Origin of the sequence: Oceanobacillus iheyensis HTE831 (assembly GCF_000011245.1) — a bacterium.
GTDB lineage: Bacteria > Bacillota > Bacilli > Bacillales > Amphibacillaceae > Oceanobacillus > Oceanobacillus iheyensis.
The window spans coordinates 1,458,596-1,480,376 of the sequence record NC_004193.1; the positions used below are offsets into that span (position 1 = coordinate 1,458,596).

The window sequence follows — 21,781 nt, forward strand, 5'->3', positions numbered from 1 at the left end:
ATGGTAGTAGGAGATTTTCCGGTAGAAGTAGACACTCTAGTCGTTGGGGCAGGACCTGGTGGCTATGTTGCAGCGATTCGTGCTGCACAATTAGGTCAAAAAGTAACAATCGTAGATAAAGGAGCTTTAGGTGGAGTTTGCTTAAATGTTGGTTGTATTCCTTCTAAAGCACTTATTGAAGCTGGCCATAAATATGAAAATGCGCATGGATCTGAAGATCTTGGAATTAAAACAGATAAAGTAGAAGTAGACTTTTCTAAAGTTCAAGACTGGAAAGGTTCTGTTGTTAACAAACTTACTTCAGGTGTTGAGAGCTTATTAAAAGGTAACAAAGTAGATATCGTAAAAGGTGAAGCATATTTCGTTGATGCAAATACTGCTAAAATCGCTGGAGAGAGCAGCTCTCAAACGTATAAATTTAAAGATTGTATCATTGCAACAGGTTCTTCACCAATTGAAATTCCGTCATTTAAGTTCTCTGATCGCGTGTTAGATTCTACAGGCGCATTGAGCTTAAAAGAAATTCCGAAGAAAATGGTAGTAATTGGTTCTGGATATGTAGGTACAGAACTTGGTACTGCATATGCTAACTTTGGAACTGAAATTACTTTCTTAGAAGGTGCGAAAGACATCTTAGGTGGATTTGAGAAACAAATGACGCAACTTGTTAAGAAAGGCCTTAAGAAAAAAGGTGCTACAATTATCACAGAAGCAATGGCTAAAGGCGTTGAAGAAACAAAAGACGGTGTAAAAGTTTCTTATGAAGTAAATGGTAAAGAAGAAACTATTGAAGCAGATTATGTACTTGTAACAGTAGGTCGTCGTCCGAACACTGATGAGCTTGGTTTAGAGCAAATGGGTGTTAAGATGACAGATAGAGGCCATATTGAAATAGATAAACAATGTAAAACAAGTGTTGATAATATCTATGCAATTGGTGATATCGTTGAAGGACCTGCACTTGCACACAAGGCTTCTTATGAAGGTAAGATTGCTGCTGAAGCTATTAGTGGTGAAAAATCTGAAATTGACTATGTAGGAATACCTGCAGTGGCATTTACAGAACCTGAACTAGCAACAGTAGGTTTATCTGAACAAGACGCGAAAGATGCTGGTTATGATGTGAAGGTTGGTAAATTCCCATTCGGAGCAAACGGCCGTGCACTTTCTTTAAATAACACAGAAGGTTTCTTAAAACTAATCACTCGTAAAGATGATGGATTAGTTATCGGTGGTCAAATTGCTGGTCCAAATGCTAGTGATATGATTTCTGAAATTGGTTTAGCAATTGAAGCAGGCATGACTGCTGAAGATATTTCTCTAACTATCCATGCTCATCCAACACTAGGTGAGATTACAATGGAAGCAGCGGAAGTCGCTTTAGGAACACCAATTCATACTATGTAATATAGGAAAAACTGCCAAGTAATTTTTACTTGGCAGTTTTTTGCTTATTCTATAGTAATGTTTCAATCTCTTGAATAATCTCGGCTCTACAATGAATGTGGTGGTGCTTCTTGTCCTGTCAATGTTTTAAAGATGTAAAAAATGCACCGTTCTCTCTCTTTTGATACCCTAAAGTTGCGACACAAAAGGCAAAGGAGAGAGAACGAATGCAAAACCATTTTATCATAGAAATGTTAGGGATAAAAGATACTAATGTGAAGGTGTGGGATATATCTCAGGGTTCGGATGCTTTGATTGTTGAACTTTATACCGAAAAACGTCAGCAGAAATGTCCGTTCTGTCGATGTAAAACGAAACGGGTTCATAGTTATCGAATTCAACCGATTCAAGGTCCCGTATTACCTAACCAACAGGTAAAACTTTTCCTTCGGAAACGCAGATATTTGTGTAAGGATTGTGGTAAGACCTTTTACGAACGACTTCAAATGATTGATCGCTATCAACGTTGTACCACCTCTCTGCAAGCAGAAGCTTTGATGTATACATCTTCCAGCTCATTTAAAACAGCTGCGAGATGGACTGGGCTGACGGACACTCGCCTTTTGCGACTGTTTGATCGTCGAAACATAAAGACAAACCGAGTACTGCCGAGAGCGATAGCCATAGATGAATTTAAAGGGGACGCCGGAGGAGAACGGTTTCAAACGGTCATTGTCGATGTGGAAAATAAACATATTATTGATATTTTAGAAGATCGAAAAGTGGATACCATTAAAAAGTATCTGCGATCCCGCGATACAGGTCAGGTGGAAATTGTCGTTATGGATATGTCGAAGTGGTTCAAGAAAGCAGTCTGTGATGTGCTTAATCATCCTCTTATTATCGCCGATCGTTTCCATTTCATGCGTCAAGTATATTGGGCTTTGGATGAAGTGAGACGGCAGGTGCAGGCAGATGTCGATAAACCCATCCGTCTTCAAATGAAGAGAAGTAAGAAGTTATTGTGGAAGTCGCATTTTAATCTGGACGAAGATCAAGAAGAAAAAGTTGAAAAGCTTCTAGAGATTGATACCCGTTTAAGAGAGGCCTACCAATTGAAGGTCATGATGGAGAAATGGTTTAAGGAAAGTGATCATCAAACGGCAAGTAAAAACCTAGATCATTGTTTAGCATCCTTAAAGAGGTCAGGGATTGAAGCCTTTCATCGTCTAAGAAAAACTTTTATAAATTGGAGACAAGAGATTTTACAAGCCTTTGTATATCCTTATAACAACGGATATATCGAAGGTGTGAACAACACGATTAAAGTAATAAAACGCAATTCTTATGGAATCAAAGGCTTCGAGAGATTAAAGAAGAAAATCCTGTGGCAACAAGAAATGAAAAAGGTGATGGGTTGATTCAACCCACCACCACATTTGACATAGAACCATAATCTCTTCTTTTGTAATATCTCCGTTTAACTCATCTTTTATTTTCCCGTCTTCTAATATATACATGCTGCTTTCTGCACTAGTATATTCTATGTTGTAATGCTCTAAATTACTATTCTTTGTTAATTTTTCGGTTGAAAAAGCACTTGGGTGTTTTGCTTTTAATTCAAAAATAGCATCTAAATATATATCAGGGTTCTTTTTAGATTGTATATAAAGGATCTCGTGGTTTGTTAAATTGATAGAAATAACATCATATGGAGTAGTTTCTTTCTGACATGCAGTAAGCAAGGCAATAATGATAATGAAGAAAACTAGAATAGAGAATTTTTTCATGCTTATTCACGCCTCTCGTTAATTTTACCTAATAATTATCTTATCAAAGAAATCTGAGTAAAAAGTCGCTGTTATTAAATAGTAAAATAAATGATAAGGCTCCAACATAATACGACAATTTATTGTTAATTTGTAAACATAATGTCAAATATAATTCAAAAAATGGACGACAATTATAAGTATTCAACTTATTTTTATATGTATCATTCATTACCTAAAATAGACATACATGATTGAAGGAGGTAATGTAATGGCCTATAATGAAACTAGTAATCTATTAAATTCACCTTGGAGGTACTATTTAATGAAGAAATTTCGCCTTAACACCTTTCTATACATAGCAATATTCTTATGCGTTGTTTTGATAGCGTGTAGTAATGAATCGGATTCTGTCGGAAAAGAAAAACCAGATGAAGAAAATGAAACAAATGAAAGTGCCAACGCACAAGACAAGGATGAACCGAAGGAGAATGATGATCAAGATCAATCAGAAGAAGGGAAAGAAGAAGAATTAGAAAACCAGGAACCAGAATATTACATATCTGAAGAAACTGCGACGGTGCTACCACTAGACGATGCAAATGAAAATATAGTACTTCTCACAATTGATGATGTTCCTGATGCTAATGCTGTGAAGATGGCGCATACTTTAAAAGACTTAGGAGTAGGAGCTATATTTTTTGTGAATGGACATTTTATAAATGACGATGATGGTGCAGAAAAATTAAAAGAAATTCATGACATGGGCTTTTTAATTGGAAATCATACTAATACTCATCCCGTTCTTCCAGAGTTATCAAAAGAGGAACAAACTGATGAGATTGTTTCTGTAAGTAATCGTGTAGAAGAGATAATTGGCGAGCGTCCAAAATTCTTCCGTGCACCACATGGGATGAATTCAGACCATTCAAAAGCTATTGCAAAAGAAGAAAATATGACCATTATGAATTGGACGTATGGTTATGACTATTTTGAAGCTTATACAGAACCTAAAGCTTTAGCAGAAGCGATGATTACCGGTGAAGGACCTGAAGCAGGTGTCGATTATTCATTATTGAAACCAGGAGCGAATTTGCTAATGCATGATCGTGATTGGACGAATGAGGCATTAAAGGATATTGTAGAAGGATTACAAAATCAGGGATATGAAATAGTGGATCCTCATTTAATAGAAACATCATAGTATGATAGAGAGTTAATCGGTTATGATAACCAATTAACTCTTTTTTTGTTTTATTATGTCATACTAATTTATGTTGACAGATTAAATATGTCATAATATAATATTAATAGGACGACATAAACTGTAAAAGGAGATGACTTCATGGGTACAATAATATGTCAGGATTGTCAACATGTTATCGAACACTTTGAAGGGGAAAAGGTAACGACCTTGTATAGTACTTGTCCAACCTGTTCTTCAAAAAAACAACCGAAATAATATATATTTTTATGCAATAGAAGCTGTACATAAATGCGGCTTCTATTTTTTATGGTTATGATATTCAAGAATTAGCATCTGCCAGTTTTTCATGGTAGGATGAGTTATATTGCTTTAATAAAGAGGTGTAAAAATGAGTTATCAATACCCAATGGATGAAACCTGGTCAACAGAAGAAATAATCGATGTAGTAAACTTTTTTTCATTAATTGAAAAAGCATACGAGAAACAAGTGGATCGAGAAGAAATATTAGCTTTGTATAGAAGGTTCAAACAAATAGTTCCTTCTAAGAGCGAGGAAAAAAAGTTATTCACTCAATTTCAAGAGGCTTCCGGCTATTCAAGCTATCACGTCGTAAAGAAAGCAAGAGAAACAAATGAGTCCAATATCCGTATGTAATAAGTAACATCGACAAGATAATAGGATTGATAAAGCGAGCGATAATTTAGTGGGATGTAAATATAAGTGAAGTGGTGATAAATGTAAAGGTGAGTTCCGTTATTCAATCGATTCGGAGCTCACCAGTTTTGCCGAATGAGTAAAATATACCCATTCTATCAACTTTTTATTTATTCATCTCTAGAATCTATTGCCAATTGGTATAAAGGTAATAGTTGCTCAAATACATCCATTATGAATTGATATAGTTCATCCCCGTTAGCGAGGATAGGGTCTCCTTTTTCAATATGCTTTCCAATTAAGAATTCTGCCTTTTTTACATCTCGGAATCGTTCAAGGTGACTTTTATTTAAATCAGTTAATGAGATAGCATCTTTCTTTGTATGATCAAGAGATACAACATACGATGTGGGAAGATTTTTCACTTCATCAAAATGATTAATATAAGCACTAGCTATTTTTGATTTGTTCGGTAATTCATAAATTAGTGCTAACCAAATAAATACATGATCATCAAATACACCTACTTGAAAGTGTGGGTGTTTTTTGTATCCGCGCTTGTTATCAGCTATTGCGAGCCATGTATCATTTGGCGGATTTACCGTGCGACGAGCATGTTTTGCAATATGTAAGTATAACTCATTATTTGTTTTTTTAGATAGATCCTCAGCAAGCGATTCTCCAATTTGTTGAAACTTTGGTTGTATTCTTGTTTGAATTGCTTCCATACGTTCATCAAGTCCGTTAATATTAAATGTTTCAAAATCTTTATTCGTGAAGCCGTTCATAAGTCCAAATTCATCCTTTCATACGCCTAGATTGTAATAATTATTATTAAGTAAATAGAAGAATAAGTCAAGTATTGTAGTTTTATTAGGTTTGATTGGCTTAATGAGAGGGAATAGAAACCTAAATATTTTCATTATTTTTGTTATTATGATGAACAAATAATCACTACACTCATAAAATAAAACAAATAAGTGACAGGCGTATCATAAGGTATGCCTTTAGCTAAGGAGTGAGGGAATGAAGTACGTGATGGATGCTCTGAGAAGGAAAGAGGCCGAGGAAAAATTACCTGTCATTCGATTGGAAATTGATTATGAATTAGCTACTTTGTTTGAAGCGTTGCAAGAGAATGATACGGTACTTATTATAAAAACAAAAGAACGACTAAAACAATTAAGAAAACAATGGCTAGAAATTGAACACGGAGATGTTATCTAATAAAAGACCCTAGTATGAATTGAGAATAAATTTTTGATGCGTATTAGGGTCATTATGTTCATGAAAGGTATACTTTGATACAATATGTTTAAGTACTGTTTGGAGGGATTATATGGAAATACATCACAGGGATACTGTGTATCAAGATGCTAAGAAATGGGTATATGAAGCTGGAAAGATAATAAAAGAACAAATGAACAACCCGCTAAATATAGAAACAAAATCAAATGCGAATGATTTAGTTACCATTTTAGATAAACAAACAGAGAAATTTTTTGTAGAAAAGATTAAAGATAAATATCCTGATCATCAAATAATAGGTGAAGAAGGCTACGGTGATCAACCGAAAGAATTGGACGGAACGATTTGGGTAATTGATCCGATTGATGGAACAATGAACTTTGTCCATCAGAAAAAATTCTTTGCAATATCTGTAGGTATTTTACATAATGGTGTTGGTGAAATTGGATTAATTTATGATGTGATGAACGATACTTTGTACCATGTGAAAAAGGGAGAAGGGGCTTTTAGAGATAGTCAACAATTACCTTTACTTTCAAGAAATAAGCAATTAAATGAAGCAATAGTAGGTATGAATTATTTTTGGTTATGTGAAAACCGTCTCGTTGACTATCAAGTAATGCAGGGCTTTATCCGTACAGTTCGAGGGGCTAGAACATATGGTTCAGCTGCACTGGAACTAGCCTATATAGCTGATGGCACGTTAGATGGTTATCTATCAATGAGATTATCACCGTGGGATGTTGCTGCAGGAATTATTTTGTTGCAAGAAGTAGGTGGTATTGTTAGTAATATTGATGGAAATGAATGGGATCCATTAAAGAAATCATCTATTCTTGCAAGTAATCCAGCATTGCATAAAACCATTTTAGATATAATAAAAAAAGGGAGAAAGTGAAATATCACTTTTTCCCTTTTTTTCTTGACAAGACGATACCGAAAATGCCAAATCCGAGAAGTATAAATAATAGAATGAACCATATATTTCGAAACGCAATTGATAAACCAACTAAAATAAACATTAAGACGACTAAAAACGCAAGTAATAACATTGGTAAATTTATATTTTTCATGTTGACAACCCCTTCTTTATCTCCCTAGAATAGTATATCGAAAATTGTATAATACTTCAAAAATCAGACATAAAAAAGTAGATATTTCTGTGGTATCCATGATTTAGATTTAGTATGATAAATATAGTGTCAGGAAGAGGGTGGGAAGAGTATGAGTTTTGTGCATGAATTTATCCTAGATTCATTCGGGGTAGGAAATATTTTTTGGATTTTTTATGTAATTAATCTAGTCCTATCAGCCGTAGCTTACAAATTAGGGTTTGCAAAAAAGTTACCAATTGCTAAGAATATTATTGTATATCTACTATTGATGTTTGGGGTATTTATTCTAACTATTTTCTCTACGGTTATGCGAATGCCTACAGTAGAATGCTTGTTAGTTATTATAGTGGTGTTAGGTATATATCGTCTTCGATTACATAATGAAAGAAAAGAATAATATAATACAAAAAGCGATTAAGATAATTGTCAGTAATTAATTATCTTAATCGCTTTTTTATATAAGACGAATTGTAACGCAGAATAACAGAGCTTGAAATCTAATAGAAAAAGTTTTTTTCTATTCCTAATTAATCAATGTGTGCCTTCTAAAAAAGTGCCATAGCGGAAATCATACAACTTTATATCAATTATATAAAGAACGGTGTATTTACTATAAAAAGTCATCTACTTTTTTAGTTTCTTTATATAACTTAAACTTACCTGTGGAAAGGCGTTGCTTTGTATTTTTTTCAATCCGATCATAGCAAGGCTTACATAGGTACATATTTTTTCTTCGATTTCGAAGTCGCTTTGCCAGTAAGGAATAATGTTCAATTTCTTCGACTTTGTCGCAAATAGTGCACTTTACTTGCATATTTTCACCTCTAATTGGGGAAATTTATATTAGTTTAATATTAATAATAGTATAACATACAACTATTTGATGAAAAGTCAATAACACCTTAAATGTTTAAACGAAAGATATTAGGGGAAGTGTGTTATTAAGTTACTTGAAAAACTGGGAATATTATTGAAAGGATGATTTTCATGAAAAAACGTTATGTACTATCTGCTGTTGGTGCAGTCGGGGCTGGAATTGCTAGTTACTATTTAGTTGATAGCAACAACCGTCAAAAACTTAAAGATATGGCAAAAAATTCTGCAAAGAATGTAAATCGAGTATTTGAAAATGCTGGGGTACCTGACCAATCCTCTGAACAAGAGTTAGATCAATTAGAGAATTCGAAGATGGTATCAGAAGGTTCTCAATTCGGAGTTCAATATTATAATGAAAATAAAAATGAAAATAGCTCAGAACAACAACAAAATACAAATTAATAAAAAGAAGAGGTTGGGACATAACTAAAAGTTCTGGTCAAAAGACGAATCAAAGCTAGAATTAGCGCAGTAATTTTCTGAAGCGTTTTTTCCAAAGCTAATCATTCAGATTTATCTTTTGCAAGAATACATTTTGTCCCAACCTTTATTTATACTTAATCGATTACAATCTCTTTTATATATTTTACAGGGTTATCTTGATTAGAACCATCTCTGTAATAAAAATGAACAGGGCCATCTTCTTTTAATGGTTTACCATTGTTAGAGAATAAAAAGTACCCGTTAATAAGATCTTCATAAGCTATCGTTTCATAAGAACCATCACTTCCAGATACTAACTTAGCTGTTTTTGCTTCGCTTGTAGGTTCTGCGTTATGAATAAAATCATTTAAAGGCATAACATAACTGTTTTTTAAAAATTCTTCTCCTTCCATTTTAGATATACTTCTATTAACTGGAGGTTTTTGAAATCCGCTGTATTCTTCCTGTTTATCTTCTTTTAATTCAAAAGCTTCTTCTAATTTTATTTTACGATCATCAAAAATCCATACAGTTGGATCCAGTGTTATTGGGTATTTTACCTTCCCTTTTATCATGACTATCATATTAAATATTTCCCCCTATCTAGGTATTACCATTTAAGAATAGCAGACATCGCTTTCATTTTCATCTATTTGAATTGTAAGTTTTTTTCACTTTTATTTGCATTTTTTGGTTGCTAACGATAATATAATATAAAGAAAGTCTTTTTGTGGAGGGGATTTATATTGATGCCTGATTTAATGATAGACCATCGTGAAAAAGCCCACGCCCTTCTTAAGGCTGATGCTGATAAAATTTTACGACTTATTGAAGTTCAGATAGAAAACTTAACCATGCCACAATGTCCTGTTTACGAGGATGTACTTGATACGCAAATGTATGGCTTATCTCGTGAAATTGACTTTGCAGTGCGTCTTGAATTAATCAGTGAAATAGAGGGGAAGGCGTTACTTGAAAACTTGGAGAAGAAGCTCAACATTCTACATGAGGCTTCACAAAATACATTGTGAGCGAGGTTCATGTATTGGCGTAGAGGTACAAAAGCAAAAACTTTGCCAGCATAAACGGCAAGGTTTTTTTGTTTACATAATAGGGTATATGTGAAAAAACATAAAAAAGAGAAATAAATATAACACACTAATTAATAAAAGTGTTATACTAATATCAATCTCTTAATCTATTTATAGGGAGAAGCAATGATGCTAGATAAAATAAAAGATTATGATTACACACTTATGATTACCCCTTTGTTATTGACAGGGTTTGGAATGGTAATGGTATATAGCGCAAGCATGGTGGTCGCTGTAGTAGATGGGAATGAAAGTAACCATTATCTCATTCGTCAGCTGATATTTTTTGCTATTTCCTCAATCGCGTTTGCTACTTGTTGTTTATTACCATATCAAGTCTATCAACGGTTGATGAAGGTAATTATTTTATCGTGTATAGTGTTATTAATTAGTGTATTAATTTTTGGAAGTGCTGCAAATAATGCTAGGTCTTGGTTTTCAATTGGTCCATTAAGTATGCAGCCTGCAGAGTTTGCTAAGTTAGGGTTAATTATATATTTGGCAGCTATTTATTCAAAAAAACAATCCTACTTAAATGAATTTAAGAAAGGAGTACTTCCTCCGCTTGTACTTACCATTATTTTATTAGGATTAATTGTATTGCAACCTGATATCGGGACAGCTGCAATCATATTTTTAATGGCTTGCTCCGTAATATTTGCATCCGGAATCAAGTGGAAACATCTAACTATACTCGTTTTAATTGGAATCAGCTTAGTTCTTTTTGCTGCTCCTAATATGATCACAGAAGAAAGATTATCAAGGTTTACAGGTGCTTATCAACCGTTTGAATCACCTGATTTAAATGGGTACCAACTAATCCAATCCTATGTTGCTATAGGAGTTGGTGGTCTGACAGGAGAAGGACTTGGACAAAGTGTTCAAAAACTTGGGTTTTTAGATGAAGCACATACCGATTTTATCATGGCAGTCATTGCTGAAGAACTGGGATTTTTAGGTGTTGTAATTGTCATTGGGTTACTTGCAACAATTGTTATTCGAGGTTTATATATAGCGAAAAAATGTAAAGACAGTTTTGGCTCATTACTAGCTATTGGAATTTCATCCATGGTTGGAATCCAAACATTCATAAATTTAGGAGCTATTAGCGGTATTTTACCGATTACAGGTGTACCATTACCATTCGTGAGTTATGGAGGATCATCAATGTTAATTATGTTAATATCGATGGGAATCCTTAATAATATTGCAAAACAAGTAAATCAACAAGAGCAGGATAGGGAAGAGTTAGCACCAAAGCCTGCAATGCAAAATCAAAACTCAACTAATATGTATAGAGGTGGTAAAAGATGGCAGAGTTAAACAAGATTAACAAAGTACTAGTAGCAAACCGAGGGGAAATTGCAATTCGCGTCTTCCGAGCATGTACGGAGTTAAATATACGCACTGTTGCTATTTATTCCAAAGAGGATTCATCTGCTTTTCATCGATTCAAGGCAGATGAAGCTTATTTAATAGGTGAAGGGAAAAAACCGATTGATGCATACTTAGATATTGAAGGGATTATTGAACTTGCAAAAGAAGTCAATGTTGATGCAATTCACCCGGGTTATGGATTCCTTTCTGAAAATATACAGTTTGCAAGACGCTGTGAAGAAGAAGGAATTATCTTTATTGGACCAACTAGTAAACACTTAAGTATGTTTGGTGATAAGGTGAAAGCAAGAGAGCAAGCAGTAGCAGCTAACTTACCAATCATACCTGGAAGTGATGGTCCAGTAAGCTCATTAGAAGAAGTTCAAGACTTTACTCAGGAACATGGATATCCAATAATTATTAAAGCTTCCTTAGGTGGCGGCGGTCGTGGAATGCGTGTAGTGAAAGATGATAGTGAACTAGAGAGTGCATATGATCGGGCGAAATCAGAAGCTAAAGCCGCTTTTGGGAACGATGAGATATATGTAGAGAGGTTAATCGAAAATCCTAAACATATCGAGGTTCAAATATTAGGAGATAATGCAGGCAATATTGTTCATTTATATGAAAGAGATTGTTCTGTCCAACGTCGACATCAAAAACTTATTGAAATAGCACCAAGTTTATCATTGGGAGATAAATTACGAGAAGATATCTGTCAATCTGCGGTAAACTTAATGAAAAATGTAGATTATTTAAATGCCGGAACAGTTGAATTTCTTGTTACCGATGATGAGTTTTTCTTTATTGAGGTTAACCCTCGTGTACAAGTAGAACACACTATTACAGAAATGATTACTGGTATTGATATCGTCCAGTCTCAAATTAAGATTGCTGATGGAGCTCAATTACACGATGAAACAGTAGGAATTCCGACACAAGAACATATAAATACACAGGGCTATGCGATTCAATCAAGGGTAACAACGGAAGATCCACTTAATGATTTTATGCCAGATGCAGGTAAAATTAATGCTTATCGTACCGGCGGTGGGTTTGGTGTCCGTCTAGATGCGGGTAACGGCTATCAAGGAGCAATCATTTCTCCTCACTATGATTCGTTATTAGTGAAAGTATCTACGTGGGCATTAACTTTTGAACAAGCTGCAATAAAAATGGTCAGAAATTTAAAAGAATTCCGTATTAGAGGGATAAAAACAAATATTCCGTTCCTAGAGAATGTAATGGTTCATCAAAAATTCTTATCTGGTGAATATGATACAACGTTTATCGATAAAACACCGGAGCTATTCATATTCCCGATAAGAAAAGACCGTGGAACAAAAATGCTTACGTATATCGCAAATACTACTTTAAACGGAGGGGAAGGCATCGCTAATATTGAGAAGCCTGACTTTAGACCGTTGGATATTCCTGCTACAAACCATATTGAATCAGTATCTACCGGAACAAAACAAATCTTGGATAAGTATGGTCCTGAAGGTGTAGCGAAATGGATGAAAGAACAGAAGGAAGTATTATTAACAGACACAACTTTCAGAGATGCACACCAATCGTTATTTGCGACACGTGTTCGTACGAATGACTTGCTTCATATTGCTGAACCAACGTCTAAACTGCTGCCAAATCTTTTCTCTGTAGAAATGTGGGGAGGAGCAACGTACGATGTAGCTTATCGTTTTCTTAAGGAAGATCCTTGGACAAGATTGTTAAAATTACGTGAAGAAATGCCGAACGTACTATTCCAAATGTTATTACGTGCGAGTAATGCTGTAGGGTATAAAAATTATCCTGATAATCTCATTGAAGAATTTGTAAAGAAAAGCAGTGAAGCGGGTATTGATGTATTCCGTATATTCGACAGCTTGAACTGGGTAGAAGGAATGAAGTTGACAATCGATGCGGTACGCAATTCAAATAAAATTGCTGAAGCAGCTATTTGTTATACAGGTGATATATTAGACACAGGTAGAAGTAAGTATGATGTGTCTTACTATCAAATGATGGCAAAAGAATTAGAATCTGCAGGTGCACATATCTTAGGTATTAAAGATATGGCTGGTTTATTAAAGCCAGAGGCCGCTTATCAATTAATTCATAAATTAAAAGAGACGATTGATATACCCATTCATTTACACACTCATGATACGAGTGGAAATGGTGTGTTCACATATGCTCGTGCTATTGAAGCTGGCGTAGATGCAGTAGATGTTGCAGTTGGGTCAATGGCAGGTATGACTTCTCAACCAAGTGCACAGTCGCTTTATCATGCATTAGAGGGAACTCCATTCCAGCCGGATATTAATATTGAAAATTATGAACGTATCGGGCATTATTGGGAAGGGATTCGTGATTACTATCAAGAATTTGAAAGTGGTATGAACGCACCACATACCGAAATTTATCATCATGAAATGCCTGGAGGACAATATAGTAACCTTCAGCAACAAGCAAAAGCCGTAGGGTTAGGTCATCGTTGGAATGAAGTTAAGAAAATGTTCCGTACGGTAAACGATATGTTTGGTGATATTGTTAAAGTAACACCTTCATCAAAAGTTATTGGTGATATGACACTATTTATGGTGCAAAACGATTTAACAGAAGAAGATATCTATGAAAAAGGTGAATCTATTGATTTTCCAGATTCAGTAATAGAATTTGCTCAAGGTTACATTGGACAGCCTTATCAAGGATTCCCAGAGAAACTTCAAAAAATCATATTAAAAGATAAAAAACCGATAACTGTTCGTCCAGGTGAATTACTAGAACCAATTGACTTTAAGGTGATGAGAGATGAGTTATATGATAAGTTAAATCGTCCGATCACTAGCTTCGATTTAATTTCTTATGCACTATATCCAAAAGTGTTTATGGATTACCAAGCATTTACAGAAACGTATGGCGATATTTCTGTCCTTGATACTCCAACCTTCTTCTATGGTATGAAATTAGGAGAAGTAATAGAAGTTGAAATCGAAAAAGGGAAGACGCTTATTGTTAAATTGGTTTCTATATCAGAGCCAAAAGAAGATGGTACTCGCGTGGTTTACTTCGATTTAAATGGTCAATCAAGAGAAATTACAATCAAGGATGAAAGTATTGAATCCTTGGTTGCTGTTAAACCGCAAGTTGACAAAAATAATAAAAACCACCTAGGAGCTACTATGCCTGGGACTGTTTTAGAAGTAAATTGCAGTAAAGGTGATAAAGTGACAAAAGGTCAGCACTTGATGACAAATGAAGCGATGAAGATGGAAACTTCGGTTCAAGCACCATTTGATGGTGTTATAAAAGAGATTCATGTATCGAATGGCGATACAATAGCAGTTAATGATTTATTAATAGAATTTGAATAACAGGATTAAAAATGCAAGCACTCATTTAGTAGCATTGCATGTCTGTTTTTAAGGAGGGTGACATTGTCACCCTCCTTATTTAAGTGTGCCCGGCATGGGTGCAGTCTATAGGGTGAGAGTCCCGAACTGTGAAGGCAGAAGTAACAGTTAGCCTAACGCAAGGGTGTCCGTGGCGACATGGAATCTGAAGGAAGCGGACGGCAAACCTTCGGTCTGAGGAACACGAACTTCATATGAGGCTAGGTATCAATGGATGAGTTTGCATAACAAAACAAAGTCCTTTCTGCCAAAGTTGGTACAGAGTAAATGAAGCAGATTGATGAAGGGAAAGACTGCGTTCTTACCCGGGGAGGTCTGATCGAAACGCCAAGCACTCTTGGTAACCCATTCAGCAATGGATGGCTGAACGGTCAGAAGTCAGCAGAAGTCATAGTACCCCTACAGGGGACTTTGGAAGGGTGGAGTGGAACTTGCACAAATAGAACGTCACATTCACGAAGAAAGGAAACCCAAGTATGTTGATGAACCAAATTCTGTCACGGGACAATCTCATTCTCGCACTAAAGCGAGTCGAACGAAATAAAGGAAGTCATGGCATAGATGAAATGTCCGTAAAATTCCTACGAAGACATCTCTATGATAACTGGGATTCCCTTCGGGAGAACTTGAGGAAAGGAACCTATACACCTTCTCCTGTCCGCCGTGTCGAATCCCGAAACCAAGCGGAGGAGTTCGGATGTTAGGTATTCCAACCGTGACGGATCGTTTCATTCAACAGGCTATTGCCCAAGTGCTTCATACAATTTTTTGACCCCTCCTTCTCAGAACATAGCTATGGATTCAGGCCCAACCGTCGAGGACATGACGCTGTGAGGAAGGCAAGGGGGTTTATTAAAGAAGGATACAGATGGGTAATTGATATGGACCTAGAGAAATTCTTTGATAAGGTGAACCATGATAAGCTCATGGGTGTTTTAGCGAAGCGCATCAAGGATAAGGAACTGCTTCGGCTTATTCGGAAATACCTACAATCTGGCGTCATGATAAATGAGATAGTAGTTAGCTCCGAAGAAGGCACTCCGCAAGGCGGGCCGTTGAGCCCTCTTCTTTCTAACATTATATTAGATGATTTAGATAAGGAACTGGAGGAGCGTGGGCTACGTTTCGTTCGTTATGCGGATGACTGCAACATCTATGTGAGAACAAAGAAAGCTGGGAATCGTGTAATGAATTCCATTACTACATTTATCGAAGAGAAACTTCGCTTGAAAGTAAATAAAGAGAAATCAGCAGTGGACCGGCCTTGGAAACGTAAGTTTACAGAAAATCAGGGAAATAACTTCACGTTCCAAGCCATTTCCTATGGAAGTAAGAATTGAGAAATTAAACAAATACCTGATGGGTTGGTGCGGGTATTACGCTTTAGCGGAGACACCTTCAAAGTTTGAGGAGTTCGATAAGTGGATAAGAAGAAGATTGCGCATGTGTATGTGGAAACAATGGAAGCTTCCACGGACAAAAGTCCGAAAGCTGATTAGCTTGGGTGTTCCTGACCACAAAGCATACGAATGGGGAAACACCAGAAAGAATTATTGGCGTATCTCCAAGAGTCCAATCTTAAGCAGAACCCTAGGCAACTCCTATTGGAGTAGACTAGGGCTCAAAAGTCTGTATCAAAGGTATGAATTTATTCGTAATACTTAATTGAACCGCCGTATACCGAACGGTACGTACGGTGGTGTGAGAGGACGGGGGTTAGTCGCCCCCTTCTACTCTATTGAAGGTCGAGTAGTTACGAGGGGCTGATAATCCGATAATAACCTTATTTATATACTTTCCTACTTGCAAAAAAGCTTGAAGTGAAATATAGATTTCACTTCAAGCTTTTTTTAAAAATAACAGATTAAGATTGATTAGAGTATTTCTCTCTACGCTTTGCTCGGAATGAGAGGTGCATAAAAAATGACAACATCCCGAAATAACAAGTAATGAATAATGCATGAAATAAAGCTATTGCTAGGTTTAGTGATGTGAATATTATTAGTGCACCGAATAAGACTTGTAATGTAATTAATCCTAAAGTAATCAACCAACTCCAGTAAAAAACTTTACTATTCTTATAGTGTTTAACCATACGTATAGTTAAAATTACTGTCCAAATGAAAAGTATACCAGCTGCTAGACGATGACCCATTTGTACCCATTGGTAGAAATTATAATCAGAGATTCCAAAAGAACTATTATTTACACATAATGGCCAGTCGCGACATGCTAAATTTGAATCTGTATGTCTTACTAATGCTCCAGAGTACACAACGCACATTGTATAAAAAGAAATCGCATAAATTTCAATTCGGTGAGTTTTATTAATATGTATATCTTCTGTATGCAATTTCTTATCTATTTCAAATAACTGAAGCATTAATAAAAAGACTGCCGCAAAACAGACTAAGGATATACCGAAATGAGTTGCTAAAGCAAAGTCTGATTGCCCCCATACTACAGCTGCTGCACCAATCAATGCCTGAAGGATCATTAATGATAGGGCGGAAAACGCTAGAAACACGACCTCTTTATTATGGCGAAGTTCTTTCCAAACTAGGTAAGTTAAGTAAACAATTAATATCCCTACAACACCAGTAACTCCTCGATGACTCAATTCTATAAACATCTCAAATGATATCTTCGTCGGAAGAAATTGCCCTTCACATAGTGGCCAACTATTTCCGCAGCCATCAGCAGATCCGGTTTTGGTTACTAGAGCACCACCTAGTAATAGTGGAATCATACAGATCGTAGATATAACGGATAGAATTTTTAATTTTTTTGTCATAGAAGTAGCCTCGCTTTGATTTTTTCTATCTATAACCATGATAATCGTAAAGAGATAGCGATTGCAATGAAATAGTTATGAACAAAATATGAACACTTTTAAATGACAGACAAATTATATATTATCATGATTTGGAAATGTTTACATTAGCGTTTTCAAAAAAGACTTGCATATTTTAAATTTGTTTGCTAGAAATAGAGTATGGAATAGCATGTTTAAAACATGTCATGACATAGCATAGACAAAATTTGACGGATGGTACATAATAACGAGTATGTTCGGATTGTTTCACATTTTTGTCACATATTAATGTTCAATATGTTGTAAAATATTACATGGAAGTTCATTAGATTGTACGAATTATACGTGATACCAATGAAATTGTAAGCAGAATAGGATAGAATAAAAATATATTCTTATTCTGGTTATTATTATGTCTTCTTACTGAAGTGTGAAGGGGGGATACAATGAATAAAGTAGAAATGACCTATTCCGAGTTAATAGGCAATACCTCTATCTCTAATAAACAAAAGGTTGTAATGTTTACTTCTGAGATAAAGGCATTAATAAAAATTGGGATTGTAAACTCAAACCTAATTACAACGATAGCAGGTTTTTTATTGGCTATATCGTTTACGAGTTCCTCCTTTATGAGTAATTGGGGCACATTTCTCCTTACAATTATAGGTACTGCATTAGTAATTGCAGGAGGTTGTATCGTTAATAATTGGTACGATGTTGATATTGATCCGAAAATGTCGAGAACAAAAAATAGACCAACAGTAACAGGGTTCTTTTCTCTCAAATCAGTTCTTACGTTTGGTTTATTAACAACAGCAGTTGGATTACTATTGTTAATGTTTACATCATGGTATGCGACGTTATTTGCTTTTATTGGATGGTTTGGCTATGTCGTATTATATACAATATGGTCGAAAAGACGATATACGTTAAATACCGTTATAGGGAGCCTTTCAGGTGCAATGCCCCCATTAATTGGTTGGGCTGCAATTAGTCCTTCATTCCATATAGTGCCGTTTGTTATGTTCTTAATTATGTTCATTTGGCAAACGCCACACTTCTTAGCGCTAGCAATGAAGAAACGAGATGAATATGAAGCGGCTGGAATACCAATGCTACCAGTAGTAAGAGGAATGGCAGTTACAAAAAGACAAATTATTGTCTATATAGCATGTTTGCTTCCATTACCATTCTTTTTATTACCAACAATGGGAATTACATTTGCGGTAATTGCAACTCTCTTAAATTTGGGATGGTTGGCAATAGCCTTTACTGGACTATTCGTTGATGAAGATAAGAAATGGGCAAACACAATATTTATCTTCTCACTGAATTATTTAATTATATTATTTCCGTTAATGATTATCGTTAAGTTACCTATATTTAGCTAATGTTATGTTATTCCTTAAAAATAAACATATAAAAGGAAACAACAAGAAGAAAGAGAGGTATTCTTACATGAAAGGTTGGATGGGAAAATCGAAAGTTTTCTTCCTGATCTCAGCCATGGCTTTGCTAATGGCTGGGTGTGGAAGAGAAAATCTAACTGCACTTGATCCGAAAGGATATGGGGCAGATCGTGCAATGGATTTAATCTTGCTAACAACTTTTATCATGATTGGCGTTTTTATTATCGTAATGGCAATTTATGTCATTACACTAGTACGTTTCCGTAAGAAGAAAGGCCAGGAAGATTATATTCCTGAACAAGTAGAAGGAAACCACAAGCTAGAAGTAATTTGGACTGTTATCCCAATCATATTAGTATTAGTTATTGCAGTTCCTACAGTACTGGGAACGTTTGATTTAGCAGATGATTCTAATGCGGATGAACATGTCAATATTGAAGTAACAGGAAATCAATATTGGTGGCATTTTAACTATGCAGGAGAAGAAGTAGTGACAAGTCAGGACTTATACATTCCTACTGGAGAGCGTGTGTATTTAAACATGTTATCCTCTGATGTTACGCATTCCTTCTGGATTCCATCTATCTCTGGAAAAATGGATGTTAACCCTGAAAACGTAAACACCATGTATATTGAGGCACATGAAGAGGGTGTTTATTGGGGTAAATGTGCAGAGCTTTGTGGCCCTTCCCACTCTTTAATGGACTTTAAGGTAATTGCAGTAAGTCCGGAAGAGTATGAGCAATGGGTAGCGGATATGCAAAGTGTAGATCCAGAGGAAGTACCTGAGGATTCTGTAGCTCAAGAAGGTCAAGAACTTTTTGAAGCCAATAATTGCATGAATTGTCATGCTATTGGTTCCTCCCCAGCGGCGATAGGACCTAACTTAACAAACTTTGGAGATCGTTCAACAATTGCAGGTATTTTAGAACCCACAAAAGAACATCTTGTTGAATGGTTAACAGATCCTGAATCCGTCAAACCTGGGAATAAAATGACCGATCAATATCCGGCTCTGAGTGAAGACGAAGCCGAAAGCATTGCAGAATACTTATTACAATTACAGCCTTCAGAAATTACTCCTGAAAGTGCTGGCAATTAAGACTTGGGATGGAAGACATGAAAGGGAGGTATAAGCATTGAGTGTTAACAGTGCTCACAAGAGTGGTTTTGGTGCTACTTTATGGGATTGGCTAACTACCGTTGATCATAAAAAAATCGGTATTTTGTATCTCGCAGCAGGTGCATTTTTCTTCCTGCTAGGTGGACTAGAAGCACTTATCATACGAATTCAGTTAATTTCACCACAAAATGATTTCATTAGTGCTGGATTGTATAATGAAATGATTACCATGCATGGTACAACCATGATATTCTTTGCGGCAACGCCGTTACTCTTTGGATTAATGAACTATATTATGCCATTACAAATTGGGGCACGTGATGTAGCGTTCCCATTCTTGAACTCTTTAGGTTTTTGGCTATTCTTCTTCGGAGGAATAATGTTGAATTTAAGTTGGTTTACTGGTGCTCCAGATGCCGGTTGGACAAACTATGCTCCACTTTCCTTACAATCACCTGGGCATGGGGTGGATTTCTATGTAATGGGATTACAGTTATCTGGTGCTGGGACGTTAATGAGTGGTATTAACTTCATCGTTACGATCGTACTTATGCGTGCGCCAGGAATGACATATATGCGAATGCCACTATTTACTTGGACGACATTTGTAACAAGTATCTTAGTATTATTTGCATTTCCAGCTTTAACAGTTGGACTATTCTTAATGATGTTTGATCGTATGTTCGGTACAGCATTCTTTGATGTTGCACTAGGTGGTAACTCCATTATCTGGCAACATTTATTCTGGATTTTTGGACACCCTGAGGTATATATCTTAATACTACCTGCATTTGGTGTGTTTAGTGAAATATTACCTACATTTTCAAAGAAGCGTTTATTTGGATATACGGCAATGGTATTTGCTACATTCTTAATCGCTTTCTTAGGATTTATGGTTTGGGCTCACCATATGTTTACGGTAGGACTTGGCCCCGTTGCTAACTCTATATTTGCAGTTGCAACAATGGCGATTGCTGTTCCAACTGGTATTAAGATATTTAACTGGCTGTTCACGCTATGGGGTGGAAGTATTACAATCAATTCCGCTATGTTATGGACACTTGCGTTCATACCATCATTTACAATTGGTGGAATGACTGGTGTAATGCTTGCTTCTTCAGTAGCTGACTATCAATACCACGATAGTTACTTCGTAGTTGGTCATTTCCACTATGTTATTGTTGGTGGTGTAGTATTTGCTTTACTTGCTGCAATGCATTATTGGTGGCCAAAGATGTTCGGACGCTATCTACATGAAGGCATGGGTAAATTAGCATTCTGGACATTCTTTATAGGATTCCATTTAACATTCTTTATTCAGCATTTCTTAGGTTTAATGGGTATGCCACGTCGTTATTGGGTATTCTTAGAAGACCAAGGTTTGGATGCAGGAAACTTAATAAGTACTATTGGTGCTTTCTTTATGACATTTGGGGTATTAGTATTTGTTATAAATATTTTCTACACGTGGAAGAAGGGTGAAAAAGCTCCTGGTGATGCTTGGGGTACTGGTAGAACTCTGGAATGGGCAACTGCTTCACCACCTATCCACTTCAATTTTAAACAAATGCCACTTGTTCGTGGTTTAGATCCACTTTGGATTGAGAAGATGGAAGGGAATAATAAAATGACTCCGGCTGAGCCAATGGATGAAATTCATATGCCAAACGGATCTATTCTCCCACTTATTATGACAATCGGCTTCTTTATTGCATCCTATGGATTTATATATCAAGTTGACCATAAAGCTTGGTTAATTGCGGTATATGTAGGAATGGCAATTGGTATGGGTTGTATGTTAATTCGTTCTTTAAGAGACGATCACGGTTATCATATCTCTAAAGAAGAAGTAGAAAGGGAGGGTGATTGAT

At 35.8% G+C, this 21,781-nt stretch carries 21 protein-coding genes and 1 pseudogene; 16 read left to right on the plus strand and 6 right to left on the minus strand.

From position 1 onward, the window contains the following. Positions 1 to 1,407: a dihydrolipoyl dehydrogenase gene (lpdA, locus tag OB_RS07370; RefSeq protein WP_011065821.1), complete on the plus strand. Its 1,407-nt coding sequence runs from the start codon at positions 1 to 3 to the stop codon at positions 1,405 to 1,407. A 206-nt stretch (positions 1,408 to 1,613) separates the two neighbouring features. Next, positions 1,614 to 2,807: an ISL3 family transposase gene (locus OB_RS07375; RefSeq protein ID WP_011065822.1), complete on the plus strand. Its 1,194-nt coding sequence runs from the start codon at positions 1,614 to 1,616 to the stop codon at positions 2,805 to 2,807. Here OB_RS07375 and OB_RS18160 read toward each other — a convergent pair. Continuing rightward, complete coding sequence (locus OB_RS18160; RefSeq protein ID WP_011065823.1) at positions 2,757 to 3,176, minus strand: hypothetical protein; 420 nt, start codon at positions 3,174 to 3,176, stop codon at positions 2,757 to 2,759. The genes OB_RS07375 and OB_RS18160 overlap by 51 nt on opposite strands. A 250-nt stretch (positions 3,177 to 3,426) precedes the next feature. On the opposite strand from OB_RS18160, the gene OB_RS07380 reads away from it, so the two are divergent. The 3 genes from OB_RS07380 to OB_RS07385 all read left to right on the plus strand — a co-directional run bounded on the left by OB_RS07380 (position 3,427) and on the right by OB_RS07385 (position 5,017). Next, entirely contained in the window at positions 3,427 to 4,359 is a 933-nt protein-coding gene (locus OB_RS07380) for a polysaccharide deacetylase family protein (RefSeq protein WP_011065824.1), read from the plus strand. A 141-nt stretch (positions 4,360 to 4,500) separates the two neighbouring features. Beyond that, positions 4,501 to 4,617, plus strand: coding sequence for a GapA-binding peptide SR1P (locus tag OB_RS18165; protein WP_081427509.1), 117 nt, complete (start codon positions 4,501 to 4,503; stop codon positions 4,615 to 4,617). 133 nt (positions 4,618 to 4,750) lie between these two features. Beyond that, entirely contained in the window at positions 4,751 to 5,017 is a 267-nt protein-coding gene (locus tag OB_RS07385; protein ID WP_011065825.1) for a UPF0223 family protein, read from the plus strand. Between the two features lie 170 nt (positions 5,018 to 5,187). Here the strand turns inward: OB_RS07385 and OB_RS07390 are convergent, their stop codons facing one another. Further along, complete coding sequence (locus tag OB_RS07390; RefSeq protein WP_011065826.1) at positions 5,188 to 5,805, minus strand: YktB family protein; 618 nt, start codon at positions 5,803 to 5,805, stop codon at positions 5,188 to 5,190. A 238-nt stretch (positions 5,806 to 6,043) separates the two neighbouring features. On the opposite strand from OB_RS07390, the gene OB_RS07395 reads away from it, so the two are divergent. Both OB_RS07395 and OB_RS07400 read left to right on the plus strand, forming a co-directional pair. Next, on the plus strand, positions 6,044 to 6,244 hold the full coding sequence (locus OB_RS07395; protein ID WP_011065827.1) for a hypothetical protein: 201 nt from the start codon (positions 6,044 to 6,046) through the stop codon (positions 6,242 to 6,244). A 112-nt stretch (positions 6,245 to 6,356) separates the two neighbouring features. Then, positions 6,357 to 7,163: an inositol monophosphatase family protein gene (locus tag OB_RS07400; RefSeq protein WP_011065828.1), complete on the plus strand. Its 807-nt coding sequence runs from the start codon at positions 6,357 to 6,359 to the stop codon at positions 7,161 to 7,163. A 4-nt stretch (positions 7,164 to 7,167) separates the two neighbouring features. Here OB_RS07400 and OB_RS18395 read toward each other — a convergent pair whose 3' ends face one another. Further along, positions 7,168 to 7,338, minus strand: a complete 171-nt coding sequence (locus OB_RS18395; protein ID WP_160162351.1) for a DUF5325 family protein — start codon at positions 7,336 to 7,338, stop codon at positions 7,168 to 7,170. A 151-nt stretch (positions 7,339 to 7,489) separates the two neighbouring features. On the opposite strand from OB_RS18395, the gene OB_RS07405 reads away from it, so the two are divergent. Further along, complete coding sequence (locus OB_RS07405) at positions 7,490 to 7,777, plus strand: YlaH-like family protein (RefSeq protein ID WP_011065829.1); 288 nt, start codon at positions 7,490 to 7,492, stop codon at positions 7,775 to 7,777. 213 nt (positions 7,778 to 7,990) lie between these two features. On the opposite strand, the gene OB_RS07410 is transcribed toward OB_RS07405, so the two are convergent. After that, positions 7,991 to 8,194, minus strand: a complete 204-nt coding sequence (locus tag OB_RS07410; protein ID WP_011065830.1) for a YlaI family protein — start codon at positions 8,192 to 8,194, stop codon at positions 7,991 to 7,993. A 173-nt stretch (positions 8,195 to 8,367) separates the two neighbouring features. Between OB_RS07410 and OB_RS07415 the strand changes: the two genes are divergently transcribed. Continuing rightward, positions 8,368 to 8,658 carry a hypothetical protein gene (locus OB_RS07415; protein ID WP_011065831.1) on the plus strand — a complete coding sequence of 97 codons (291 nt, stop codon included), beginning with the start codon at positions 8,368 to 8,370 and terminating at the stop codon, positions 8,656 to 8,658. A gap of 155 nt (positions 8,659 to 8,813) precedes the next feature. Here the strand turns inward: OB_RS07415 and OB_RS07420 are convergent, their stop codons facing one another. Next, on the minus strand, positions 8,814 to 9,263 hold the full coding sequence (locus OB_RS07420; RefSeq protein WP_011065832.1) for a hypothetical protein: 450 nt from the start codon (positions 9,261 to 9,263) through the stop codon (positions 8,814 to 8,816). A gap of 165 nt (positions 9,264 to 9,428) precedes the next feature. Between OB_RS07420 and OB_RS07425 the strand changes: the two genes are divergently transcribed. The 4 genes and pseudogenes from OB_RS07425 (at position 9,429) to ltrA (ending at position 16,228) form a co-directional block, all read left to right on the plus strand. Beyond that, a complete protein-coding gene (locus OB_RS07425; RefSeq protein WP_011065833.1) occupies positions 9,429 to 9,710 on the plus strand; it encodes a YlaN family protein in 282 nt (93 codons plus the stop codon). A gap of 189 nt (positions 9,711 to 9,899) precedes the next feature. Next, positions 9,900 to 11,093 carry a putative lipid II flippase FtsW gene (gene ftsW, locus OB_RS07430; RefSeq protein ID WP_011065834.1) on the plus strand — a complete coding sequence of 398 codons (1,194 nt, stop codon included), beginning with the start codon at positions 9,900 to 9,902 and terminating at the stop codon, positions 11,091 to 11,093. Then, positions 11,081 to 14,524, plus strand: a complete 3,444-nt coding sequence (gene pyc, locus OB_RS07435; protein WP_011065835.1) for a pyruvate carboxylase — start codon at positions 11,081 to 11,083, stop codon at positions 14,522 to 14,524. Before ftsW ends, pyc begins: the two co-directional genes overlap by 13 nt. 515 nt (positions 14,525 to 15,039) lie before the next feature. Beyond that, a pseudogene (gene ltrA, locus OB_RS07445) lies at positions 15,040 to 16,228 on the plus strand (group II intron reverse transcriptase/maturase). Between the two features lie 199 nt (positions 16,229 to 16,427). On the opposite strand, the gene OB_RS07450 reads toward ltrA, so the two are convergent. After that, the gene (locus OB_RS07450; protein WP_011065837.1) at positions 16,428 to 17,357 is read right to left on the minus strand and encodes a COX15/CtaA family protein; all 930 of its coding nucleotides are present in this window, start codon (positions 17,355 to 17,357) and stop codon (positions 16,428 to 16,430) included. 482 nt (positions 17,358 to 17,839) lie between these two features. On the opposite strand from OB_RS07450, the gene cyoE reads away from it, so the two are divergent. The 3 genes from cyoE to ctaD all read left to right on the plus strand — a co-directional run bounded on the left by cyoE (position 17,840) and on the right by ctaD (position 21,780). Continuing rightward, the gene (gene cyoE, locus OB_RS07455) at positions 17,840 to 18,769 is read left to right on the plus strand and encodes a heme o synthase (protein WP_173338132.1); all 930 of its coding nucleotides are present in this window, start codon (positions 17,840 to 17,842) and stop codon (positions 18,767 to 18,769) included. Positions 18,770 to 18,836: 67 nt separating this feature from the next. Further along, positions 18,837 to 19,889 carry a cytochrome c oxidase subunit II gene (gene coxB / locus OB_RS07460; protein WP_011065839.1) on the plus strand — a complete coding sequence of 351 codons (1,053 nt, stop codon included), beginning with the start codon at positions 18,837 to 18,839 and terminating at the stop codon, positions 19,887 to 19,889. Positions 19,890 to 19,926: 37 nt separating this feature from the next. Beyond that, positions 19,927 to 21,780, plus strand: a complete 1,854-nt coding sequence (gene ctaD, locus OB_RS07465) for a cytochrome c oxidase subunit I (RefSeq protein WP_011065840.1) — start codon at positions 19,927 to 19,929, stop codon at positions 21,778 to 21,780. Position 21,781 lies beyond the last annotated feature (1 nt).